This is a genomic window from Pseudacidovorax intermedius (assembly GCF_001476815.1).
GTDB lineage: Bacteria > Pseudomonadota > Gammaproteobacteria > Burkholderiales > Burkholderiaceae_C > Xenophilus > Xenophilus intermedius_A.
On record NZ_LDSL01000052.1, the window covers coordinates 70,128 to 91,160 of the forward strand.

The following is a 21,033-nucleotide window of genomic DNA, read 5'->3' on the forward strand; positions in this document are numbered from 1 at the left end:
CGGCCGCATGGCTCAGTGCGGCGCGACGGGCCCGTCCTGGGCGGCGGGGCCGACGGGCGTGGGCGTGGGCCGCAGCGCATCGGCCAGCGTCAGGCGGGCCAGCGGCGCGCGCTGCCACACGCCCTCCAGCGCCGGCCGGCGCGGCAGCAGCAGCGCGGCCAGCATCGGCGCCAGCGGCGTGGTGGCCGGGTCCACCAGCAGCACGTAGCGCGGGTCGCCCTGCGGCGTCTCCTCGGCCAGCGGGGCCACCCAGTCGAGATCGACCAGGGCGTCGATGACGGGCCGCAGTTGCAGCACGTCGGCGCGCAGCCGTTTGGCCATCTCCTGCACGCCCAGGCCGCGCGCAGGGCCGTTGCGCGCATGGGCCAGCAGGCGCAGCGCCTCCACGCCCAGCTGCATCGGCCAGCCGGGATGGCCGCCGCGCCGGGCCACGCCGGCCAGCAGGATCGGCAGGTAGGCCGCGATCACCGCCCCCAGCAGCACGATCATCCAGGCGGTGTAGATCCAGATCAGCAGGATGGGCGCGGTGGCGAAGGCGCCATAGAGCACCGAATAGGTGGGCACCAGGCTGAGATACCAGGCCAGCACCCGCTTGGCCACCTCGATGGCCGCGGCCACGAACAGGCCGCCCGCCCAGGCATGCGCCCAGCGCACCTGCGTGTTGGGCACGTAGTGGTAGAGCGCGGCCATGCCCAGGGCCAGCAGCAGGAATTCGGCACCGTCGAACAGCCAGCGCAGGTTGAGCCCCGCCTCGCCGATCAGCCCGCGCGAGGCGCTGAACACATAGGCCGTGGTGGACAGGCTCACCGCCAGCAGCAGCGGGCCCAGCGTGATCGACGCCCAGTAGATCAGCACCCGCTGGGCGAAGGGCCGCGGCCGCGGCACGCGCCAGATGCCGTTGAGCGTCTTGTCGATGGTCAGGATCAGCGCGATGGCCGTGACCAGCAGCACGCCCAGGCCCACGATGCCCAGCCCGCTGGCGGCACCCGCGAACTGGGTGAGGTAGCCCAGCACCTGCCGCGCGATGTTCTCGGGGATCAGGCTCTGCACCAGCCAGCGCTGCAGCCGGTCCTGCAGCGTGGCGAAGATGGGGAAGACGGTGAACAGCGCCAGCGCCACCGTGAAGAAGGGCACCAGCGCGATGGTGGTGGTGAAGGTGAGGCTGCCGGCCGTCAGCGCCAGCCGGTCGTCGCGGAAGCGCTCGCCCAGCACCGCCGCGGTGCTGCGCCACGGGAAGCGCGTCACATCCCTCCAGAGCCGATGGCGAATCATGCTGGGTATCATGCCACCGCCGCCCTGACACCCCGCCGCCCGCCCGTGGCGCGCCTGTTTCTCCCCCTGCCTTTCCCCGGTCTTGAACGCACCCACCGCCCGTCCCTCGGCCGCCGTCGCCGCCACGCGCACGCTGGCGGTGGGCAGCCTGCTGGGCCTGATCGCGCTGGGCCTGGCCTGGGAGCTGTGGCTGGCGCCGCTGCGCCCCGGCGGCAGCTGGCTGGCGCTCAAGGTGCTGCCGCTGCTGGTGCCGCTGGCCGGCCTGCTCAAGTGGCGCATGTACACCTACCGCTGGCTGAGCCTGCTGGTGTGGCTCTATTTCACCGAGGGCGTGGTGCGCGCCTGGAGCGACGCGCTGCCGCTCAGCCGCGCCCTCGCCGGCCTCGAGATCGCGCTGTGCCTGCTGCTCTTCGCGGCCTGCGCCTGGCATGTGCGGCTGCGGCTGCGCGCCGGCCGGCAGATGCGCGCCGCCGATCCATCGACTTCCTGACGCCATGACCACCCCTGCCCTGATCGACTCGCTGCGCGCCATCGTCGGCGCCGCCCATGTGCTCACCGACGGCGACCTCACCGCCTACGAGCAGGACTGGCGCAAGCGCGCCCGCGGCAAGGCGCTGGCCGTCGTTCGCCCGGGCAGCACGGCCGAGGTGGCTGCCGTGGTCAAGGCCTGCGCCACCGCCGGCACGGCCCTCGTGCCGCAGGGTGGCAATACCGGCCTGGCGGTGGGCTCGATCCCCGACGAGAGCGGCCGCCAGGTGGTGCTGAGCCTGGCGCGCATGGCCGCCGTGCGCGAGATCGACGCCGCCAACCTGACCATCACCGTCGAGGCCGGCTGCGTGCTGCAGGTGCTGCAGGAGACCGCCGCCAAGGCCGGCTTCCTGTTCCCGCTCAGCCTGGCGGCCGAGGGCAGCTGCACCATCGGCGGCAACCTGGCCACCAACGCCGGCGGCACCCAGGTGCTTCGCTACGGCAACGCGCGCGAGCTGTGCCTGGGCCTGGAAGTGGTCACCGCCCAGGGCGAGGTGTGGGACGGCACCAGCGGCCTGCGCAAGGACAACACCGGCTACGACCTGCGCGACCTGATGGTCGGCAGCGAAGGCACGCTGGGCATCATCACGGCCGCCACGCTCAAGCTCTTTCCGCAGCCGGCGGCGCGGCTCACGGCCTGGGCGGCGGTGGGCTCCTTCGACGACGCGGTGCAACTGCTCGGCCAGGCCCAGCGCCACCTGGGCGCGGGGCTGACCGGCTTCGAGGTCATGGGCCGCTTCGCGCTCAGCCTGGTGCGCCGGCACATGCCGCAGTTGAAGGTGCCTTTTGCCGACGAAGCCGGCGATGGGCATCCCTACTTCGTGCTGCTGGAGAACTCCGACAGCGAGTCCGAGGAACATGCCCGCGCCCGCTTCGAGTCGCTGCTGGAAGCGGCCTTCGAATCCGGCTGCGTGGCCGATGCCGTGGTGGCCGAGAACCTGTCGCAGGCGCACGAGCTCTGGCACATCCGCGAGAGCATTCCGCTGGCCCAGGCCGAGGAAGGCCTCAACATCAAGCACGACATCTCGCTGCCGGTGTCGCGCATCCCGGCCTTCTGCCACGAGACCGACGCGCTGCTGGCGCGCGAGATCCCCGGCGTGCGGCTGGTCAACTTCGGCCATCTGGGCGACGGCAACCTGCACTACAACGTGCAGGCGCCGGCCGAGGGCGATGCCAGGGCCTTCCTGCGCGACCAGGAGAAGCGGGTGAACGAGCTGGTCTATGCCCAGGTGCAGAAGTTCGGCGGCTCCTTCTCGGCCGAGCATGGCATCGGCAGCCTGAAGGTCGAGACGCTGGAAAAGCACAAGTCGCCCGTGGCGCTGGGCATGATGCGGGCCATCAAGTCGGCGCTGGACCCGCAGGGGCTGCTCAACCCGGGACGCGTGCTGGCGGGCTGAGCGCGGTACCCGCCCCTCGCGGCGCCCCTCGCATCACCGCCGCGCAGGCGGAGCACCCCTGACCGTGGCGCGGATTAAGAGCCGTGGCGCAAAATGCGCCAATCAGGAGTCCTTGCCATGCCCGCATCCGCCTTCGCCTCGGTCAAGCTGCCCACCCCGCTGGTCGAACAGGCCCGCCGCGCCGCGCAACCCATGCGCCGCTCCATCGCCAGCCAGATCGAATACTGGGCCACGCTGGGCCAGATCGTCGAGCACACCGGCCTGAGCGTGCAGGAGGCCCGTGCCGCCATCGAGGCGCATGAACGCCGCCAGGCCGAGGCACCGGCCGCCCCCGCCTCCATCGACGCCCTCACCGCCCGCCTGCTGGCCGCGCAGGCCAGCGGCACTCTCGCCCAGCGGGTGCGCGCCCTGGTGAACGAGAACCGCGCCCTGGCCGGCGACGCCGCCGCCGCACCAGCCGGCGAGCTGGCCCCCACCGCCTGATCCCCCTGCCGATGGCGACCGCCCGCGGCGCCCCGCCGCGCTGGCTGCACCTGCTGGCCGGCCCGAACGGTGCCGGCAAATCCACGCTCTACCGCGCCCTGGTGCAGGAAGGCATCGTCGGCCGCGACCTGGAATTCGTGAATGCGGACCTGCACGAGCGCGCGCACCTGCAGCACATCGCCGATCCGCAGGCCCGCTCCGAGGCGGCCCGCGCCTGGGCCGACGGCCGCCGCGCCGCGCTCATCGCCAGCGGCACGCCCTTCGCCAGCGAGACCGTCTTCTCCCATCCTTCCAAGCTCGGGCTGATCCGCGAGGCGCGCGCCGCCGGCTTCACCGTCGCGCTGCACGTGGTGGCGCTGGACGACCCGCAGCGCCTGGTCGGCCGCGTGGCCCAGCGCGTGCGCGAGGGCGGCCATGCCGTGCCGCCGGAACGCATCCTGGCGCGCTATCCGCGCACGCTGGCACTGCTGGCCGAGGCCGTGCGCGAGGCCGACGCGGCCTACCTCTACGACGGCCGCGACGCCGAGCAGGGCGGCCCGCGCCTGGTGGCGCTGCGCACGGCGGCCGGCTGGGTGCTGCTCGACCCGCCGCTGCCGGCCTGGGCGGCGCGCATCGCCGACGATGCGGCGGCCACGCCCCCGGCCGACAAGGACGCCGCCGCATAAACTACAGGGCCGCGCCGGCCCCGCTGCCGGCGCCGCGTCTTCTTCTTCCGCCCTGCCGGGCCAACCGCCCCTTCCGCCATGACCCGCCCCATCCGCTCCCAGTACGAAGACTTCATGCGCCATGTGGACACGCATGGCGTCTTCAAGAGCGACCGCACCGGCACCGGCACCAAGAGCGTGTTCGGCCACCAGATGCGCTTCGACCTGCGCGAAGGCTTTCCGCTGGTGACCACCAAGAAGGTCCACCTCAAGTCCATCATCCACGAGCTGCTGTGGTTCCTGGCGGGGTCGTCCGACAACAACTGGCTGCGCGAACGCGGCGTGACGATCTGGGACGAATGGGCGCGCGAGGACGGCGACCTGGGCCCTGTGTACGGCGTGCAGTGGCGCAGCTGGCCCACGCCCGACGGCGGCCACATCGACCAGATCGCGCAGGTGGTGGAGCAGCTCAAGACCAACCCCGACTCGCGCCGCATCATCGTCAGCGCCTGGAACGTGGCCGACCTGTCGAAGATGGCGCTGATGCCCTGCCACGCCTTCTTCCAGTTCTACGTGGCCGAGGGCCGGCTGTCCTGCCAGCTCTACCAGCGCAGCGCCGACATCTTTTTGGGCGTGCCCTTCAACATCGCCAGCTATGCGCTGCTAACCCACATGCTGGCGCAGCAATGCGACCTGGAGGTCGGCGACTTCGTCTGGACCGGCGGCGACTGCCACATCTACAGCAACCACGCCGAGCAGGTGGCGCTGCAACTGTCGCGCGAGCCGCGCCCCTACCCGACGCTGCGCATCAAGCGCCGGCCGGCGAGCATCTTCGACTACCAGTTCGAGGACTTCGAATTCGAGGGCTACGACCCGCACCCGGCCATCAAAGCGCCGGTGGCCGTCTGACGCACGGTCCGCACACGCCGATGGGCCGCCTGAACCTGATCTACGCCCGCGCCGCCAACGGCGTCATCGGCCGGGACAACGCCCTGCCCTGGCACCTGCCCGAGGACATGGCGCACTTCCGCACGCAGACGCGCGGCTGCCCGGTCATCATGGGCCGGCACACCTGGGATTCGCTGCCGCCGCGCTTTCGCCCGCTGCCGGGCCGCACCAACATCGTGGTGACGCGCCAGCCCGGCTGGCAGGCCGACGGCGCCGTGCGCGCCGGCAGCCTGGCCGAGGGCATTGCCGCCGCGGGCGAAGCGCCCGAGGTCTGGGTGATCGGCGGTGCCCAACTCTATGCCGAGGCCGCGCCGCTGGCCCGGCGCGCCGTCGTCACCGAGATCGACCGCGACTTCGACGGCGACGCCTTCGCGCCGGTGCTCGATGCCGGCTGGCGCGAGACGGCGCGCGAGGTGCACACCAGCGCCGCGCCCGGCGCAATGCGCTTCGCCTTCGTGACCTACGAGCGCGGCTGAGGCCGCTCCATTCGCGCTGCATCAGGGCTGCACCTGGTACGACTCGAGATCGGCGCTCTCGCGATGCAGGAGCGTGCCGGCGGCGTCGAAGTCCTCGTACACCGACTTGACCTCGCGCCGTGCCTCGGGCGCGTACCAGATGGCCCGGTAGAAGCGCCCCGTGAGCGGCGGCGGCACCGTCGAGGGCCGCGTCTGCGCGATCGCCATGCTGCCCGCGACGCCGGCCTGCGACGCGGTCGAGGCCGTGGCATTGGTCGGCGCGAACTCCTTGTGCCATTCGCCCTCGGCCTCGATCTTCAACGCATGGAAGGTACCCGCCGGCACGGTGATGTCCTCCCAGGCGAGCACCTTGTAGTCCAGCGTATTGCGCAGCGACACGATTTGCGGATTGGGCCGATCCTGGGTGACGTCCACCCGCCAGGTCTTGCCCGTCTTCAGCGGGAAGTCGAAGTTCTTGCTGACCGTCGTGGTCTTGCCGTTGACGCTCTGCTGGTTGCTCCAGTCGTCCTGGACCATCCTCTCGCGCGCCGGCAGATTGGAGTCGGCCGGCTTGATGCCGAGCACCATCGAGCCGGTGCCCACGCGCTCGATCGTGCCTTCCCAGTGGCGCGTGGTCGCGCCGGCAGCCGGTGTCTCGCTCTTGATCTGGTAGACCCACTTGTCCCCAGCATGCAGCGTGGGCGCCGGCGCCTCCTGGGCGCAGGCAAGCGCGGCAACGGCCATGGTGGCAAACGGAACAAGGACAGAGCGGAGCATGGACGCTTTCATGGCGGCGATGCGCCATTCGACGCCGCTTGGCTCTCGGCCACCTGACTGCGCCTGGTGCGGAAAGCCCCTCGCAATGCGGCCGTCGGCGAGGTCCGTCATTGCAGAAATGGAGCCCATGGGGCCAACGCCGGCCCAATGTCAGCGCGCTGTCAGCCCCACATCACTACCGTTCCCGCCATGAAACGCGTGCTGCTGCTGGCCTCCCTCGCGCTGTGCAACCTGACCTTCGCTGCGCCGCCCACCGAGGCGTCCATCGACCAACTGGTGACGCTCACACACTCTCCGAATACGCTGGATGCGATGACGGCCGCGGTAGAGCGGTCCATACGCCAGGGCGTGGAAGCGAGCACGCACGGCAAGTCGCTGACCGCACAGCAGCAAAAGGCCGTTCAAGTCATTCCCGACCAGATCATGCAGTTCGTCCGCCAGGAACTGAACTGGGCCAAGCTCAAGCCATTGGTCGCACAAGCGTACATGGAGACGTATTCGCAGGAAGAGGTCGATGAACTCATCCGTTTTTTTGGCTCGCCGGTAGGCCGCCGCTTTGTCGACAAGCAACCACAACTCGTCCAGCGCATGAGCGCCGCAACGCAGCAACTGGTCGCCACTGCCCTTCCAAAGTTCCAGGCTGCCTTACTCGAATCGCTGCGACAGGCCGGGATCGAAGCCAAATAAGGTGCTCGGGCCGCCGACGGGTCGAAAGACATCCAGCCGGCCAAAAAATGAACTAGCCGACAGCGACCGCCGCGGGCCTGGCGCACACTCGCGGCCTCGCCCATGAAACTCAAGCACCTCGAGGTCTTCCACGCCGTCATGCTCACGGGCAGCGTGAGCGCCGCCGCGCGGCTGCTGCACGTGACGCAGCCCGCCGCCACGCAGACGCTGCAGCATGCCGAGCTGCAACTGGGCTACGCCCTCTTCACGCGGCAGCGCAACCGGCTGGTGCCCACGGCCGAGGCGCAGGCGCTGTATGCCGAGGTGCAGCCGCTGATGGCGCAGCTGGAGCGGGTGCGCCGCGTGGCGCTGGCGCTCGGGCGCGACGCGGGCACGCCGCTGCGGGTGCTGATCGTGCCCTCGCTCGCGGTGCGCGCGCTGCCCGACGCGCTGGCGGTGTTCAAGCGCCGCCACCCGGACATGCCGGTCACCATCCGCACGCTGCACTCGCGCGAGATCGCGCAGGCCATGGCGCTGCACGAAGGCGACGTCGGCATCGTCTACGGCAGCGCGCCGCATCCCGCGCTGCACGAGGAGGCCATCGCCAGCGGCCGGCTGGTGTGCGTGTCGCGGGTGGACCATGCCGGCGCCGACGCGCGCGCCACCGTGGCGCTGGACGAGGTGCTGCGCAGCCCCATCATCCGCATCGACGAGCGCGACCCCATCGGCACCATGCTCGCGGAGCAGTGGTCCCGGCTGGGCGTGGTGCCCACCGGCGGCATCACGGTGCAGACGCACCACATCGCGCTGGTGCTGGCGGAACAGGGCTTCGGCCCGGCCATCGTCGATTCCTTCACCGCCCAGGCACGGCGCGACGAGGCGCTGCACGTGCGCACGCTGCTGCCGGAGATCGCGGTGGAGGTGCGGGCACTGCTGCCGCAGGGCGTGCGCTCGCCGCGGCCGGTGGCCGACTTCCTGAAGGCGCTGCGCGCGGTGACGGCCGACGGCGCCTGAGGCCGCGCCGCGCTACGCCGCCAGCCGGCGCTGCGCCAGCGCCCAGGCCACGGTGGCGCGGGCCAGCGCCGCGGTGGCGTCGATCACCGGCAGGCCGGCGGTGCCGGCATCCAGCACCAGCGGAATCTCGGTGCAGCCCAGCACCAGCGTGCGCGCACCGCGCTGCGCCAGCGCATGGGCGGCACGGCCCAGCAGCTGCCGGCCCCGGTCCAGCTCGCCGGCCTTCACCGCCTGAATGCCGGGCATCACCCACGCGGCGAGCGCGTGTGCATCGGGCAGTTCCCAGCGCACGCCGGTGCCGGCCCGCGCCACGTACAGCCCCGATTCCAGCGTCGCGCGGGTGGCCAGCAGGCCGATGGGCGCATCGGGCGGCGTGAGCCGGCGGGCCTCGTCCAGCGCGGCGTCCACCAGGTGCAGCATCGGCAGGCCGACGGCGGCGCGCAGCGGCTCGAACCAGAGGTGGGCGGTGTTGCAGGGCATCACCAGCAGCCGGGCGCCGGCATCGGCCAGGCGCCGGCCGCTGGCCACCAGGGCGGGCAGCGGAGATTCGCCCTCGCCCAGGAAGGCGGCCGTGCGGTCGGGAATCTGCGGAATGGAGCTGACCAGCAGCGGCAGGTGGTCCTGGTCGCGGCGGGCGGGCGTGGCGGCCAGCACCTTGTGCATGAAGTCCAGCGTCGCCAGCGGCCCCATGCCGCCGAGGATGCCGATGGGCGCCAGCGTGGGCGCGGCGTCCACGGATGCGGTGCAGGACAACGCCAGCGCGGCAGCAGGAAAAGTCATGGACGGATCCTAGGTGCTGCCCGGCCGCGACGGCCATCGAAGCTGCGCGGCCATCCATCAGCCGCACTTATGGTCTTTGTCATGGCCAAACGCGCCGGTACCGCGAAAATGGCGGCGATGAATGCAGACCTCGGGCGCCCGCCCCGCATCTACCTGGCGGGCCCGGACATCTTCAGGCCCGACCACGCGGCCGTGTTCCGCGACCTCAAGCAGCTGTGCGCCGCCCTCGGCCTGGAGGGCGTGGCGCCGTCCGACGCCAGCCTCGACCTGGCCGGCGCCGCCACCGGCGACGAGGAGGCCGAGCGCATCTACCAGGGCAACATCGCGCTGATCCGCGACTGCAGCGGCGTCGTGGCCAACCTGCAGCCCTTCCGTGGGCTGGAGCCCGATGCAGGCACGGTGTTCGAAGTCGGTTTCGCGGTCGCGCTGGGCCGGCCGGTGGTGGGCTATGGCGTGCCGGCGGACAGCTATGCCGCACGCGTGGCCGCCCAGTTGCCCTGCGTGGCCGATGCCCGCGGCGTGCTGCGCGAGCGGGCCGGCGGCGTCGAAGTCGAGGGCCGCGGCCAGCGGCTGAACCTCATGATCACCCGCTCCACGCCCCTGGCGGCCGATGCCGCCGCCGCGCTGCGCCAGCTGGCCGGCCTGCTGGAGACGGCCGCCCGATGAGCCGGGCCGCCGTCCGCCGTCCATCCACCGGATGGGCGTTCGCACCGTGGCTGGCGCTGCTGCTCTGGCTGGGCCTGGCCGCCGCGCAGTCCAACGCCGCGGTGCCGACCCAGGCCGAGCGGCTGGCGCCCGTCGCCATCGGCCGCAACCTGAGCGGCCAGCAGCTGGCCTGGCACCTGCAGGTGCTGGAGGACAGCAGCCGCCAGCTCGGCATCGACGACGTGCGATCGCCCGAATGGCAGTCGCGCTTCACGCTGCCGGCCGAGCCGCTGCGCGGGCGCGAGGCCGACCGGGTGCTGTGGTTCAAGTTCCAGCTGCGGCTGGCCGACCCCGCCGACGCGCCGCAGGAATGGCTGCTGGTCGTGCCCACCGTCTCCACCCACGACATCCGTTTCTTCGGCCCCTTCGCCCCCGACGGCCGGGCGCTGGCCGAGCCGGTGGTCACGGGCATGCGCCACCCGTGGGCCACGCGCCCGGCCTCGGCCGAGCAGATGTCGTGGCGCTTCCAGCTGCCCGATGCGCAGCCCTACACCGTCTACGTGCGGGTGGATTCCACCTTCGCCCGCATCTACGACATGCGCGTGTGGCGCACGGCCGACTACCTGGAGTCCACGCAGGACAAGCGGATGTTCGACGGCGTCAGCTACGGCATCATGTTCGGCCTGCTGGTCTACGGCCTGGTGCTGCTGCTGGTTTTCGGCGAGGCCATCTACGTCTACTACCTGCTGTCCTGCCTGTGCGCGCTGGGCGCCATCGCCGGCTTCAACGGCCACACGCTGCGTTATCCCTTCGCCCACTGGCCCGCGGCGGCCGGCGCGATGTACACGCTGATGCCGGCCCTGTGGGTCATCTGCAAGCTGCAGTTCGGGCGGCGGCTGCTCAACCTGCGCTACTTCGCGCCCTGGCTCGACCGGCTGGTGGTGGGCCTGAGCTTCGTGCTGGGCGCGGCGGCCGTCTACGGACTGTTCGGCCGGCATCCGCTGCTGACCTTCAACCTGGTGCAGGCCTCGGTGGTGCTGGCCTCCGGCGTGCTGCTGGCCGGTGCGGTCGTGGCCGGTCGGCGGCGCTATTGGCCGGCGGTGCTGTACTGCGTGGGCGTGGCCGTGCTGCTGCTGGCCGTCTCGAGCATCATCTTCGCGGCCTGGGGCTGGCTCAAATGGCAGCCCGGCCAGACCAACCTGACCCAGGGCGCGCTGGTGATGGAGCTGGTGGTGTTCGCCATCGCGGCGGCCTCGCGGCTGCGGCTGGTGCTGCGCTCGGAACAGGCCCTGGCCGCCCACAACCTGGAGCTGATCGATGCCGTGCGCACCGACGCGCTCACCGGCGCCGCCAGCCGCGCCGGCCTGGAGGTGCAGGCCAATCGCTGGCTGCGCGACGAGAGGCCCTTCGCCGTGCTGCTGCTGGACCTGGACGGCTTCAAGTCGGTCAACGACCAGCATGGCCATGCCGCCGGCGACGCCGTGCTCGCCACCCTGGCGCGACGGCTGCGCGAGGCGGTGCGGGACTCCGACCTGGTGGCCCGCCTTGGCGGCGACGAATTCGCCCTGCTCCTGGCGGGCGAGCCGCGCCGCGAGGTGCTGGCCATGCTGGCCGACCGCCTGGTGGCCCAGGCCGCGGAGCCGGTCGACTGGGAAGGCCAGCCGCTGCGCGTGGGCATGAGCATCGGCATCGCCTGCCGCCCGCAGGACGGCGACACGCTGGACGAATTGCTTCGTGCGGCCGACCAGGCCATGTATCGCAGCAAGCAGCAGGCGCACGGGCCGGGCTACAGCTTCGCGGCCGACCCGGGCGGCGCCTGACGCACGGCAAAAGGCCCGGTCGTGCCGGGCCCCGGGAACCGCGCCGGCCAGGCGCCGTCGCGTGGAACGAAGACGGGGCGCAGGCCCCGCCGGACGTCTCAGCGCTCGATGGTCAGCGCCACGCCCATGCCGCCGCCGATGCACAGCGAGGCGATGCCCTTCCTGGCATCGCGGCGGGCCATTTCATGCAGCAGCGTCACCAGGATGCGGCAGCCGGAGGCGCCGATAGGATGGCCCAGCGCGATGGCGCCGCCGTTGACGTTGACCTTGCTCGTATCCCAGCCCATTTCCTTGTGCACGGCACAGGCCTGGGCGGCGAAGGCTTCGTTGATCTCCAGCAGGTCCAGATCGGCGGCCTTCCAGCCGGCGCGCTCCAGCGCCTTCTTCGACGCCGACACCGGGCCCATGCCCATGATGGCCGGATCGAGGCCGGTGGTGGCAAAGCTGGCGATGCGGCCCAGGGGCTTGAGGCCCAGTGCAGCGGCCTTCTTCGCGCTCATCACCACCACGGCTGCGGCGCCGTCGTTCAGGCCCGAGGCATTGCCCGCGGTCACGCCGCCGGCCTTGTCGAAGGCGGGGCGCAGGCCGGCCAGGCCTTCGGCGTTGGTCTTGCGGTTGATGAACTCGTCGGCGTCGAAGACCAGCGGATCGCCCTTCTTCTGCGGGATGTGGACGGCCGTGATCTCGTCCTTGAACCTGCCGGCGTCCTGCGCGGCGGCGGCCTTCTGCTGGCTGGCCAGGGCCAGCTCGTCCTGGGCGGCGCGGCTGATGTCGTACTGCTTGGCCACGTTCTCGGCCGTGATGCCCATGTGGTACTGGTTGTACACGTCCCACAGGCCGTCGGTGATCATGGTGTCGACCAGTTTCCAGTCGCCCATGCGCTGGCCGTTGCGGGAGTTGGGCAGCACGTGCGGCGCCAGGCTCATGCTTTCCTGGCCGCCGGCCACCACGATGTCGCTGTCGCCGGCGTTGATGGCCTGGGCGGCCAGCATCACGGCCTTCAGGCCCGAGCCGCAGACGGCATTGATGGTCAGCGCGGGCGTGGCCTTGGCACCGCCGCTCTTGAGCCAGGCCTGGCGGGCCGGGTTCTGGCCGGCGCCGGCAGCCAGCACCTGGCCCATGATCGCCTCGCCCACCTGGTCGGCCTCGACCTTGGCGCGGGCCAGGGCCTCCTTGATGACGATGGCGCCCAGTTCGGTGGCCGGAATGCCGGCCAGCGAACCGCCGAACTTGCCGATGGCCGTGCGGGTGGCCGAAACGATGACGATGTCTTCCATGATGCTTTCTCTCCGATGAAAACGATGAAGGGGCGGGTTCAGGCCTTGGCCTTGACGTAGCGGCCGGGTGCCGGCTCGATGGCCTGGTAGGCCGCGCCGTTGCCATAGGCCTTGGGCGCGGGGACCTGCTTGCCGGCATGGCGCTTGAGCCAGGCGTCCCAGTCGGTCCACCAGCTGCCCGGATGCTCGGTGGCGCCTTCCAGCCATTCGGCATTGGTGGGCGGGAAGGTGTCGTCCTCGCGCAGCCAGTGGCTGCGCTTCTTCTTGGCCGGCGGATTGATCACGCCGGCGATGTGGCCCGAAGCGCCCATCACGAAGCGCATCGGCCCCGACAGCAGCTGCGTGGTGGCATAGGCGCCGCCGATGGGCACGATGTGGTCCTCGCGCGAGCCGTAGATGTAGGCCGGGATGTCGATGCGGCCCAGGTCCACCTTCTCGCCGCAGACCGTCACGGCATCCTTGTCGGCCAGCTTGTCTTCCAGGTAGGTGTTGCGCAGGTACCAGGCGTACATGGGGCCCGGCAGGTTGGTGGCGTCGCTGTTCCAGTACAGCAGGTCGAAGGGCGGCGGCGACTCGCCCTTGAGGTAGTTGCCCACCACGTAGTTCCACACCAGGTCGTTGGGCCGCAGGAAGCTGAAGGTGGACGCCAGGTCCGCGCCCGGCATCAGGCCGCCGCTGCCCATCTGCATCTCGCGGAAGCGGACGAAGGCCTCGTCGATGAAGACGTCGAGGATGCCGGTGTCCTCGAAGCGCAGCAGCGTCGTGAGGAAGGTGACCGAGGCGGCCGGCTTCTGCCCGCGCGCCGCCAGTACCGCCAGCGCGGTGCCCAGGATGGTCCCGCCGACGCAGAAGCCCAGCACGTTGATCTTGCCGCCGCGCCTGTCCTGGCCGCTGATGGCCTGCACCGCGCCGATGGCGGCGATGGCGCCCTTTTCGATGTAGTCGTCCCAGGTGGTGTGGGCCAGCGAGTCGTCGGGATTGCGCCAGCTCACGACGAAGGTGCGGTGGCCCTGGGCGGTGGCATGGCGCACCAGCGAGTTCTCGGGCTGCAGGTCGAGGATGTAGAACTTGTTGATGCACGGCGGCACCAGCAGCAGCGGCCGCTCGTGCACCTTGTCGGTCAGCGGCTTGTATTCGATGAGCTGGAACAGCTCGTTCTCGAACACCACCGCGCCCTCGGTGGTGGCGACGTTGCGGCCGACCTCGAAAGCGCTTTCGTCGGTCATGCTGACGTGGCCCTGCCGGATGTCGTGCATGAGGTTCTGCATGCCGCGGGCGATGCTCTCGCCCTGCGTCTTGAGGGCCTTCTGCTGCGCCTCGGCATTGAAGGCGAGGAAGTTGCTGGGCGCCGAGGCGGCCATCCACTGCTCGACCGCGAAGCGCAGGCGAGCCTGGGTCTTGGCATCGGCCTCGACCGCCTCGGTCATGGCCAGCAGGGTGCGGGCGTTGAGCAGGTAGACGGCAGCCGAAAAGGTGGCCATGGGGTTGCCCACCCAGCCCTCGCCGGCGAAGCGCTTGTCGCCCGGCACCGGCACCGCCAGGCCCTGGCGCCACAGCGCGCCGGCCTCTTCGACGTACTGCTGCTGGATGGCCTGCAAGCGGCCCGGGTCGAAGGTGATGCGGGGGATCTCCGGCGCGGTGCCGCCGACCGTGCCGCCGATCTGGCCGAAGGCGTTGACCGCCTTGCCCCATCCCTCGGTCAAGGCCTGCTGGAACGGCCCGAACATGGCGTTCATCTGGGCGGTCGCGTCTTGCTGCTTCATGCGGTCTCCGGTGCCTCACCTGCGATGGTGCGGCGGAGTATCCTGCATTTCGAAGACCCGCCCGGCGCCAGAACGCCTTCCTCTAAAGCCATCCTCCTGCCGTGTTCCTGCATCTCGTCGTGATCGCCTGGCTGTACGTCGCCGTGATGATGGCCGTGGCCGAAGCCACCCATGCCAACGGCAGCGTGCTGGGCGCCATCGTCACCTTCGTGCTGTATGGCCTGCTGCCCATGGGCATCGTGGGCTACATCCTCGCGACGCCCGCGCGGCGCAAGGCCCGGCGGGCGCGCGAGGCCGCCGAGGCAGCGCAGGCGGCAGCCCCGGCGTCGGCAGCGCCGGACTCAGTCGCGCCAGACCAGGGCGGCGAAGCGCCCGCTGACGCGGCCGTCGCGCCGGTACGAAAAGAAGACTGAGGGGTTGCCGACCGTGCACCAGGCGGCGCCGCCATCGTTGCCGTGCACGTCGCGCACGCCCAAAGCGGCCAGCCGCCGGCGCGCCAGGGCCGGCAGGTCGGCCAGCCATTTGCCCGCGGCGGCACCGGGGACGAAGCAGGCGGCGGCGCCCTCGTCCGCGGCGATGAAGGCGGCCCGCACCTCCGGCCCCACCTCGAAGGCCGTCGGGCCGATGCAGGGGCCCAGCCAGGCCAGCAGCGTCCTGGCCGGCCCGAAGGCGGCGACGGTGCGTTCCAGCACGCCGCCGGCCAGGCCGCGCCAGCCGCAGTGCGCGGCCGCCACCTGACGGCCCTCGGCGTCGCACAGCAGCACCGGCAGGCAGTCGGCCACCATGATGGTGCAGGCCAGACCGGGGTCGGCGGTGATGCAGGCATCCGCCTCCAGGCCGTCGGCGCTGGCGGCGTCCAGGCGCGCGCAGGTGCTGCCGTGCACCTGTTGCAGGTAGACGGGCCGCGCGCCGGCGGCGCGGGCCAGCCGGGCGCGGTTCTCGGCCACGGCCGCGGGGTCGTCGCCGACGTGGGTGCCCAGGTTCAGCCCGGCCCAACCGCCGCCCTGCGCCTCGCCCGACACGCCACCATCGCGCGTGGTGCACAGGGCGTGCACGCCGGGCGGTGCCGGCCAGTCGGGGCGGATCAGGTCCATGCGCGGCCTTGCGCGGCCGGGCCGCTGCGCGCGCCAGAGATCGCGAGCGGAGGGCCGCTCATTCCGCGTCGGGGCACTGCGAGGGCTGCGCCGCCTGGAAGGCCGGCAGCGCCATGCAGGCCTCGTAGGCGGCCATGGTGCGCGGCAGGCCCGACAGGTCGCTGTCGAAGCGGCGGGCATTGAAGATCTGCGGCACCAGGCAGCAGTCGGCCAGCGTCGGCGTGTCGCCCCAGCAGAAACGGCCCGCGGGCGAGGCGGCCAGCTGGCGCTCGAAGGCGACCAGGCCCTCGCGCACCCAGTGGCGGTACCAGTCGTTCTTGGCCTCTTCGCTCAGCTTCAGTTCGCGCACCAGGTACTTGAGCACGCGCAGGTTGTTCAGCGGATGGATCTCGCAGGCGATGGACTGGGCCAGCGCACGCACGTGGGCACGGGCGGCCGCGTCGCGCGGCAGCAGCGCGGGCTCGGGATGGGTCTCGTCGAGGTATTCGATGATGGCCATGGACTGCGAGAAATGCTGGCCGTCGTCGGTCTCCAGCAACGGCACCAGCTGGTCGGCGGACAGCTGGGCGAAGGGCCCGGTCTTGTGGTCGCCGCGGGCGATGTGCACCGGCACGTAGTCGTAGGCCAGGCCCTTGAGCTGCAGGGCGATGCGCACGCGGAAGGAGGCCGAGGAGCGGAAGTAGTTGTGCAGCTTGGTCATGGTCGGCGAGCATACGACGGCGCCGCCTCTGGCACACTGCGCCCTTCCCCTCCTCCAACCTCCAAAGAGCAGTCTCCATGGCTTCCCAGGATTTCGTCTTCGCGCCGGCACCGGTGGTGTCGGTTCCCGTGGCGGGCAGCGCCGCGCGCTTTCCGATCCACCGCATCTACTGCGTCGGCCGCAACTACGAAGAGCACGCCAAGGAGATGGGCTTCACCGGCCGCGAGCCGCCCTTCTTCTTCATGAAGCCGGCCGATGCGGCCGTGGTCGTGGACGCCGATACGACCGGCAGCATGGCCTATCCCACGCTGACCAAGAATCTGCACCACGAGATCGAGCTGGTGGTGGCGATCGGCACCGGCGGCAGGAACATCGCCGCGGCCGACGCGCACAAGCACATCTTCGGCTACGCCGTGGGCCTGGACATGACCCGCCGCGACCTGCAGAACGACATGAAGAAGCAGGGCCGTCCCTGGGACATCGGCAAGGGCTTCGAGCAGAGCGCGCCCATCGGTCCTATCGTGCCCAAGGCCGAGGCCGGCGACGTCGAGCACGCCGCCATCTCGCTGCAGGTCAACGGCACCGACCGCCAGCGCAGCAACGTGAGCCAGCTGATCTGGAACATCGCCGAGACCATCGAGCACCTGTCGGCCGCCTGGGAGCTGCAGCCCGGCGACCTGATCTACACCGGCACGCCCGAGGGCGTGGCCGCCGTCGTGCTGGGCGACCTGCTCGAGGGCGAGGTGGCCGGCCTGCCGCGCCTGTCGGTGCGCGTCGCCTGAGCGCGCACGAAAGACCCGCCAACCCATGTTCGAACGTCCCCGCATCCGGCACTGCAAGGCCTGCGGCACCGCGGTGGTCTACCGCGTGCCCGACGACGGCGACACGCGCGAGCGCGCCGTCTGCCCGGCCTGCGGCACCATCCACTACGAGAACCCGCTGAACGTGGTGGGCACGGTGCCGGTGCTGGGCACGCGCGTGCTGCTGTGCAAGCGCAACATCGAGCCGCGCTGGGGCAAGTGGACGCTGCCGGCCGGTTTCATGGAGCTGGGCGAAACCACCGCCGACGGCGCCGCGCGCGAGACGGTCGAGGAGGCCGGGGCGCAGTTCAGGATGGGCGAGCTCTTCGCCCTCATGAACGTGACGCGCGTCGGTCAGGTCCACCTGTTCTACCTGGCCGAGCTGCAGAGCGATCGCTTCGACCCCGGCCACGAGACCATCGAGGCCCGGCTGTTCGAGGAGGACGAGATCCCCTGGGACGAGATCGCCTTCCGCACCGTGCGCGAGGCACTGCGCTGCTTCTTCGAGGACCGGCGCGCCGGCCGCTTCCAGTTCCACACGCTGGACATCCAGTGATGCGCGCCGCCCTCCTCCTGCCCGTGCTGATGGCCGCCGCCGCCGGCCTGGCCCATGCCGAGAACAACAAGGTCGGCGAAGTCAGCACCGCCTTCAAGCTCATCGGCCCCGACCACAAGGTGGTGGTCGACGCCTACGACGACCCCAAGGTCACGGGCGTGACCTGCTACGTCTCGCGCGCGCGCACCGGCGGCCTGTCGGGCGCCGTGGGCCTGGCCGAGGACAAGGCCGAGGCCTCCATCGCCTGCCGCCAGGTGGGCCCCATCGCCATCGCACAGCCGCTGCCGCAGCAGGAAGAGGTCTACAGCGAGCGGCAGTCGATCCTGTTCAAGCGGCTGCGCGTGGTGCGCATGGTCGATGCGAAGCGCAACACCCTGGTCTACCTCAGCTATTCCGACAAGCTGATCGACGGCTCGCCCACCAATGCGGTCACCGCCGTGCCGGTGGACCGCGGCACGCCCATCCCGCTCAGGTAAGGCGGCGCGGCGATGGCGACGTCGTCTCCAGCCCGCGCCGTCCGCGAGCTCTACCGGGCGCTGTGGCGCCATGCCGAGGGCGTGCGCACGCACCTGGTGGGCGCGACCACGCTCATCTCGGCCTCGCAGCTCATCCGCCTGACCCTGCCCTGGCTGGCCGGCCGCGCCATCGACACGCTGCAGCGCGGCGACATCGCGGGCTCGGGCCGCTGGATCCTGCTGCTGCTGGCCATCTACCTGGTCTCCTGGATGCTGCACGGGCCCGGCCGCGTGCTGGAGCGCAACGTGGGCCTGCGCGTGCGCGAGCGGGTGGCCGACCAGCTCTATGCCCGCATCGCCGCCGCGCCGCTGGTCTGGCGGGACGGCCACCATTCGGGCGAACTGCAGCACCGCGTGCACCAGGCCAGCCGGGCGCTGTCGGACTTCACGCAGAACCAGTTCGTCTACGTGCAGAACGCCTTCAGCTTCATCGGGCCGCTGGTGGCACTGGCGCTGCTGGCGCCGGCCAGCGGGCTGATCGCGCTGGTGGGCTTCGTCGCCATCGCGTTCGTCATCATGCGCTTCGACCGCACGCTGATGCAGCTGGCCCGCGCCGAGAACGATGCCGACCGGCGCTACGCCGCTGCCCTGTTCGACTTCATCGGCAATGCCGGCACGGTGATCGGCCTGCGGCTGCAGGCGGCCTCGCGCCGGCTGCTCGGGCGGCGCATGGGCGCGGTGTCGGCGCCGCTCAAGCGGGCCGTGGTGGTCAACGAGGGCAAGTGGTTCGCCGTCGACCTGCTGGGCCTCACCCTGACCTGGGCGCTGGTCATGGAATACGTGTGGCAGAACCGCGTGCCCGGCCAGCCGGTGATGCTGGGCACCGTGTTCATGATCTACCAGTACGCGCAGCAGGCAGCGTCGGTGGTGGGCTCCATGGCCGCCAACTTCCAGAGCTTCGCGCGCATGCACACCGACTGGGGCAGCGCCGAGCCCATCTGGGCCGCCCCTGGCGATCCGGCGCAGCCCGTGCCGGCGGTGGACGCCCAGGCCGCCTGGGCCACGCTCACGCTGCAGGCCATGCACTGGCGCTATGCCGACGGCAGCCGGGGCCACGGCCTGCAGGGCATCGACCTGCAGCTGCGCCGCGGCAGCCGGGTGGCGCTGATCGGGCCCAGCGGCGGCGGCAAGAGCACGCTGCTGCGGGTGCTGGCGGGCCTGTACGCGCCGCAGTCCGGCCAGTTGCAGCTGGACGGTCGTCCCGTGCCGTGGGACGGCTTGCGCCAGATCGCCACACTGATCCCGCAGGAGGCCGAGGTCTTCGAGGCCAGCGTGCGCGAGAACCTGGATTTCGGCGACGGCCGGGCCGACGCCGACCTGCAGGCAGCCACCCGAGCCGGCGCCTTCGACGAGGTGCTGGACCGCCTGCCCCAGGGGCTGGACAGCCCGCTGACCGAGCGCGGCGCCAACCTGTCCGGCGGCCAGCGGCAGCGCCTCGCGCTCGCCCGCGGTGCCCTGGCCGCCGCCGGCAGTTCCCTGCTGCTGCTGGACGAACCCACCAGCGCGCTCGACGCCGCCACCGAGGCGCGCGTGCTCGACCGCCTGGCGGCGGCCTTCTCGGGCGCCTGCATCGTCGCCTCCATCCACCGTCTGGCGCTGCTCGGCCGCTTCGATACCGTGGTGCTGATGGAGGCCGGCCAGGTCGCCGACGCCGGACCGCGCGACGCCGTGCTGGCCCGCCATCCGGCCCTGGCCGCCCAGGTCGCCGGCGCCCATTCCTGAGCGGCCCGACAGACGGATGAAACCCGGCGGCCCGACGCCGCTCCAAGCGCCATGTTCAACCCCATCACCCTGCTGCGTCGGCGCCTGCGTCCGGCGCGGCCGACCGCCCTGCGCTGGCTCGGCGTGTTCGGCACCGGCCTCGCGCTGGCCGCCGGCCTGACGCTCGGCGCCCCCGCCGCCCAGGCCGCCAACAAGACCCATGCACGCCCCGCCGCCCAGAGCAAGGCCAAGCCGGCGGCTCCGGCCCGCGCGGCGCCCCGGAGTACCGCCCCCCGGAACAACGGTGGCCGCACGGCGGCCAGTGGCCGCGCCGCCACCGGCCGCGGCACCGCCAAGGCCCAGCGCGGCCGCCATGCCCTGCGCCGGGCCGCACCGGCCGCTGCCGCGGCGGGCGCAGGCGCCGCCGCGCTGGCCGCTGCGCCCGGCGAGATGCCGCGCTTCGCACGGCCCGTGGGCGGCCAGGTGGTCCAGTCCTTCGACGGCGAGCGCAACAAGGGCGTGGACCTGGCGGCCGCACCGGGCGAGCCGGTGACCGCCGCCGCCGACGGTCGGGTGGCCTTCGTCGGCTCCGAACTCGCGGGCTACGGCCACACGGTCATCATCGAGCACGGCCGCATGCTGATCAGCGCCTATTCGCACGTGCGCAACGTGCGGGTGCGCGAGCAGCAGCGGGTGCGCCAGGGCGAGGTGATCGCCGAGGTGGAGGACGGCAATGCCGGCGGTGCGGACAGCCGCCTGCATTTCGAGATCCGCCGCGAGGGCGTGGCGGTGGACCCACAGCCTTACCTCGCGCCCTGAGACGATGAGCGGCACCGCGCCGCCGACGGGCGCGGACGAACCAAGCCCGGTGCGCCCCCGGCCCGCCAGCGCGCACCGTAACGCAGGCACATAAATTGCAAGCAATTGTGTCCTACGTTATCGACCATGTTGCAATTCATCTCCCGCCGGCTCGGCCGGCTCAGCGTCGGGCGCAAGCTGCTGCTGATCTACCTGCTGGACCTGACCGCGGTCATCTTCATCAGCGGCATCCTGATCAACGAGAAGTTCATCGCCATCGACTTCGGCCGCAAGGAGGCGGCCGGCACGGCGTACATCGATGCGCTGCGGCCCACCGTGCTCGCGCTGGCGGGCTGGCAGGGCGCCAAGGTGGACGACGATGCGGCGCTGGCCAGCGCCG

Annotated in this window: 24 protein-coding genes; 17 read left to right on the plus strand and 7 right to left on the minus strand. The window is 71.6% G+C overall.

Annotation, left to right across the window (positions count from 1 at the left end):
* Positions 1-12: 12 nt before the first annotated feature.
* Positions 13-1,284 carry a YihY family inner membrane protein gene (locus tag NS331_RS08865; RefSeq protein WP_058641640.1) on the minus strand — a complete coding sequence of 424 codons (1,272 nt, stop codon included), beginning with the start codon at positions 1,282-1,284 and terminating at the stop codon, positions 13-15.
* 70 nt (positions 1,285-1,354) lie between these two features.
* Here NS331_RS08865 and NS331_RS08870 point away from each other — a divergent pair, with 70 nt between their 5' ends.
* From NS331_RS08870 to NS331_RS08895, 6 genes are all read left to right on the plus strand, one after another.
* A complete protein-coding gene (locus NS331_RS08870; RefSeq protein WP_058641641.1) occupies positions 1,355-1,762 on the plus strand; it encodes a DUF2069 domain-containing protein in 408 nt (135 codons plus the stop codon).
* 4 nt (positions 1,763-1,766) lie between these two features.
* Positions 1,767-3,197, plus strand: coding sequence for an FAD-binding oxidoreductase (locus NS331_RS08875; RefSeq protein ID WP_058641642.1), 1,431 nt, complete (start codon positions 1,767-1,769; stop codon positions 3,195-3,197).
* A gap of 117 nt (positions 3,198-3,314) precedes the next feature.
* Positions 3,315-3,680 carry a TA system antitoxin ParD family protein gene (locus tag NS331_RS08880; protein WP_058641643.1) on the plus strand — a complete coding sequence of 122 codons (366 nt, stop codon included), beginning with the start codon at positions 3,315-3,317 and terminating at the stop codon, positions 3,678-3,680.
* Between the two features lie 11 nt (positions 3,681-3,691).
* A complete protein-coding gene (locus tag NS331_RS08885) occupies positions 3,692-4,345 on the plus strand; it encodes an ATPase (protein ID WP_058641644.1) in 654 nt (217 codons plus the stop codon).
* Positions 4,346-4,423: 78 nt separating this feature from the next.
* Positions 4,424-5,233, plus strand: a complete 810-nt coding sequence (locus NS331_RS08890; RefSeq protein ID WP_058641645.1) for a thymidylate synthase — start codon at positions 4,424-4,426, stop codon at positions 5,231-5,233.
* Between the two features lie 20 nt (positions 5,234-5,253).
* Positions 5,254-5,748, plus strand: a complete 495-nt coding sequence (locus tag NS331_RS08895) for a dihydrofolate reductase (protein ID WP_058641646.1) — start codon at positions 5,254-5,256, stop codon at positions 5,746-5,748.
* Between the two features lie 21 nt (positions 5,749-5,769).
* Here NS331_RS08895 and NS331_RS08900 read toward each other — a convergent pair whose 3' ends face one another.
* A complete protein-coding gene (locus NS331_RS08900; RefSeq protein ID WP_058641647.1) occupies positions 5,770-6,471 on the minus strand; it encodes a hypothetical protein in 702 nt (233 codons plus the stop codon).
* 222 nt (positions 6,472-6,693) lie between these two features.
* Here NS331_RS08900 and NS331_RS08905 point away from each other — a divergent pair, with 222 nt between their 5' ends.
* Positions 6,694-7,191, plus strand: a complete 498-nt coding sequence (locus NS331_RS08905; protein WP_193758065.1) for a DUF2059 domain-containing protein — start codon at positions 6,694-6,696, stop codon at positions 7,189-7,191.
* Between the two features lie 102 nt (positions 7,192-7,293).
* Positions 7,294-8,184 (plus strand): LysR family transcriptional regulator, encoded by an 891-nt coding sequence (locus NS331_RS08910; RefSeq protein WP_058641649.1) that lies wholly within the window; start codon positions 7,294-7,296, stop codon positions 8,182-8,184.
* Positions 8,185-8,196: 12 nt separating this feature from the next.
* Here NS331_RS08910 and cuyB read toward each other — a convergent pair whose 3' ends face one another.
* Positions 8,197-8,964, minus strand: coding sequence for a cysteate racemase (gene cuyB / locus NS331_RS08915; protein ID WP_082702348.1), 768 nt, complete (start codon positions 8,962-8,964; stop codon positions 8,197-8,199).
* A 117-nt stretch (positions 8,965-9,081) separates the two neighbouring features.
* On the opposite strand from cuyB, the gene NS331_RS08920 reads away from it, so the two are divergent.
* Positions 9,082-9,630: a nucleoside 2-deoxyribosyltransferase gene (locus NS331_RS08920; protein WP_058641651.1), complete on the plus strand. Its 549-nt coding sequence runs from the start codon at positions 9,082-9,084 to the stop codon at positions 9,628-9,630.
* Entirely contained in the window at positions 9,627-11,429 is a 1,803-nt protein-coding gene (locus NS331_RS08925) for a diguanylate cyclase (RefSeq protein WP_058641652.1), read from the plus strand. Before NS331_RS08920 ends, NS331_RS08925 begins: the two co-directional genes overlap by 4 nt.
* Positions 11,430-11,527: 98 nt before the next feature.
* On the opposite strand, the gene NS331_RS08930 is transcribed toward NS331_RS08925, so the two are convergent.
* Both NS331_RS08930 and phaC read right to left on the minus strand, forming a co-directional pair.
* Complete coding sequence (locus NS331_RS08930; protein WP_058641653.1) at positions 11,528-12,706, minus strand: acetyl-CoA C-acetyltransferase; 1,179 nt, start codon at positions 12,704-12,706, stop codon at positions 11,528-11,530.
* Positions 12,707-12,744: 38 nt separating this feature from the next.
* Complete coding sequence (gene phaC, locus NS331_RS08935) at positions 12,745-14,469, minus strand: class I poly(R)-hydroxyalkanoic acid synthase (protein WP_058641654.1); 1,725 nt, start codon at positions 14,467-14,469, stop codon at positions 12,745-12,747.
* A gap of 107 nt (positions 14,470-14,576) precedes the next feature.
* Here phaC and NS331_RS08940 point away from each other — a divergent pair, with 107 nt between their 5' ends.
* Complete coding sequence (locus NS331_RS08940) at positions 14,577-14,882, plus strand: hypothetical protein (protein WP_058641666.1); 306 nt, start codon at positions 14,577-14,579, stop codon at positions 14,880-14,882.
* On the opposite strand, the gene pgeF is transcribed toward NS331_RS08940, so the two are convergent.
* Both pgeF and maiA read right to left on the minus strand, forming a co-directional pair.
* The gene (gene pgeF / locus NS331_RS08945) at positions 14,811-15,563 is read right to left on the minus strand and encodes a peptidoglycan editing factor PgeF (protein ID WP_058641655.1); all 753 of its coding nucleotides are present in this window, start codon (positions 15,561-15,563) and stop codon (positions 14,811-14,813) included. The genes NS331_RS08940 and pgeF overlap by 72 nt on opposite strands.
* 58 nt (positions 15,564-15,621) lie before the next feature.
* Positions 15,622-16,263 (minus strand): maleylacetoacetate isomerase, encoded by a 642-nt coding sequence (maiA, locus tag NS331_RS08950; RefSeq protein ID WP_058641656.1) that lies wholly within the window; start codon positions 16,261-16,263, stop codon positions 15,622-15,624.
* A gap of 77 nt (positions 16,264-16,340) precedes the next feature.
* Between maiA and NS331_RS08955 the strand changes: the two genes are divergently transcribed.
* From NS331_RS08955 to NS331_RS08980, 6 genes are all read left to right on the plus strand, one after another.
* On the plus strand, positions 16,341-17,045 hold the full coding sequence (locus NS331_RS08955; protein WP_058641657.1) for a fumarylacetoacetate hydrolase family protein: 705 nt from the start codon (positions 16,341-16,343) through the stop codon (positions 17,043-17,045).
* Positions 17,046-17,070: 25 nt separating this feature from the next.
* Complete coding sequence (locus NS331_RS08960; RefSeq protein WP_058641658.1) at positions 17,071-17,619, plus strand: NUDIX hydrolase; 549 nt, start codon at positions 17,071-17,073, stop codon at positions 17,617-17,619.
* A complete protein-coding gene (locus tag NS331_RS08965) occupies positions 17,619-18,095 on the plus strand; it encodes a CreA family protein (RefSeq protein ID WP_058641659.1) in 477 nt (158 codons plus the stop codon). Before NS331_RS08960 ends, NS331_RS08965 begins: the two co-directional genes overlap by 1 nt.
* 12 nt (positions 18,096-18,107) lie before the next feature.
* Positions 18,108-19,856: an ATP-binding cassette domain-containing protein gene (locus NS331_RS08970; protein ID WP_058641660.1), complete on the plus strand. Its 1,749-nt coding sequence runs from the start codon at positions 18,108-18,110 to the stop codon at positions 19,854-19,856.
* 51 nt (positions 19,857-19,907) lie between these two features.
* A complete protein-coding gene (locus NS331_RS08975) occupies positions 19,908-20,654 on the plus strand; it encodes a murein hydrolase activator EnvC family protein (RefSeq protein ID WP_058641661.1) in 747 nt (248 codons plus the stop codon).
* A gap of 126 nt (positions 20,655-20,780) precedes the next feature.
* Positions 20,781-21,033: hypothetical protein (locus tag NS331_RS08980; RefSeq protein WP_242873698.1), on the plus strand; the 253-nt coding region annotated here is incomplete at its 3' end.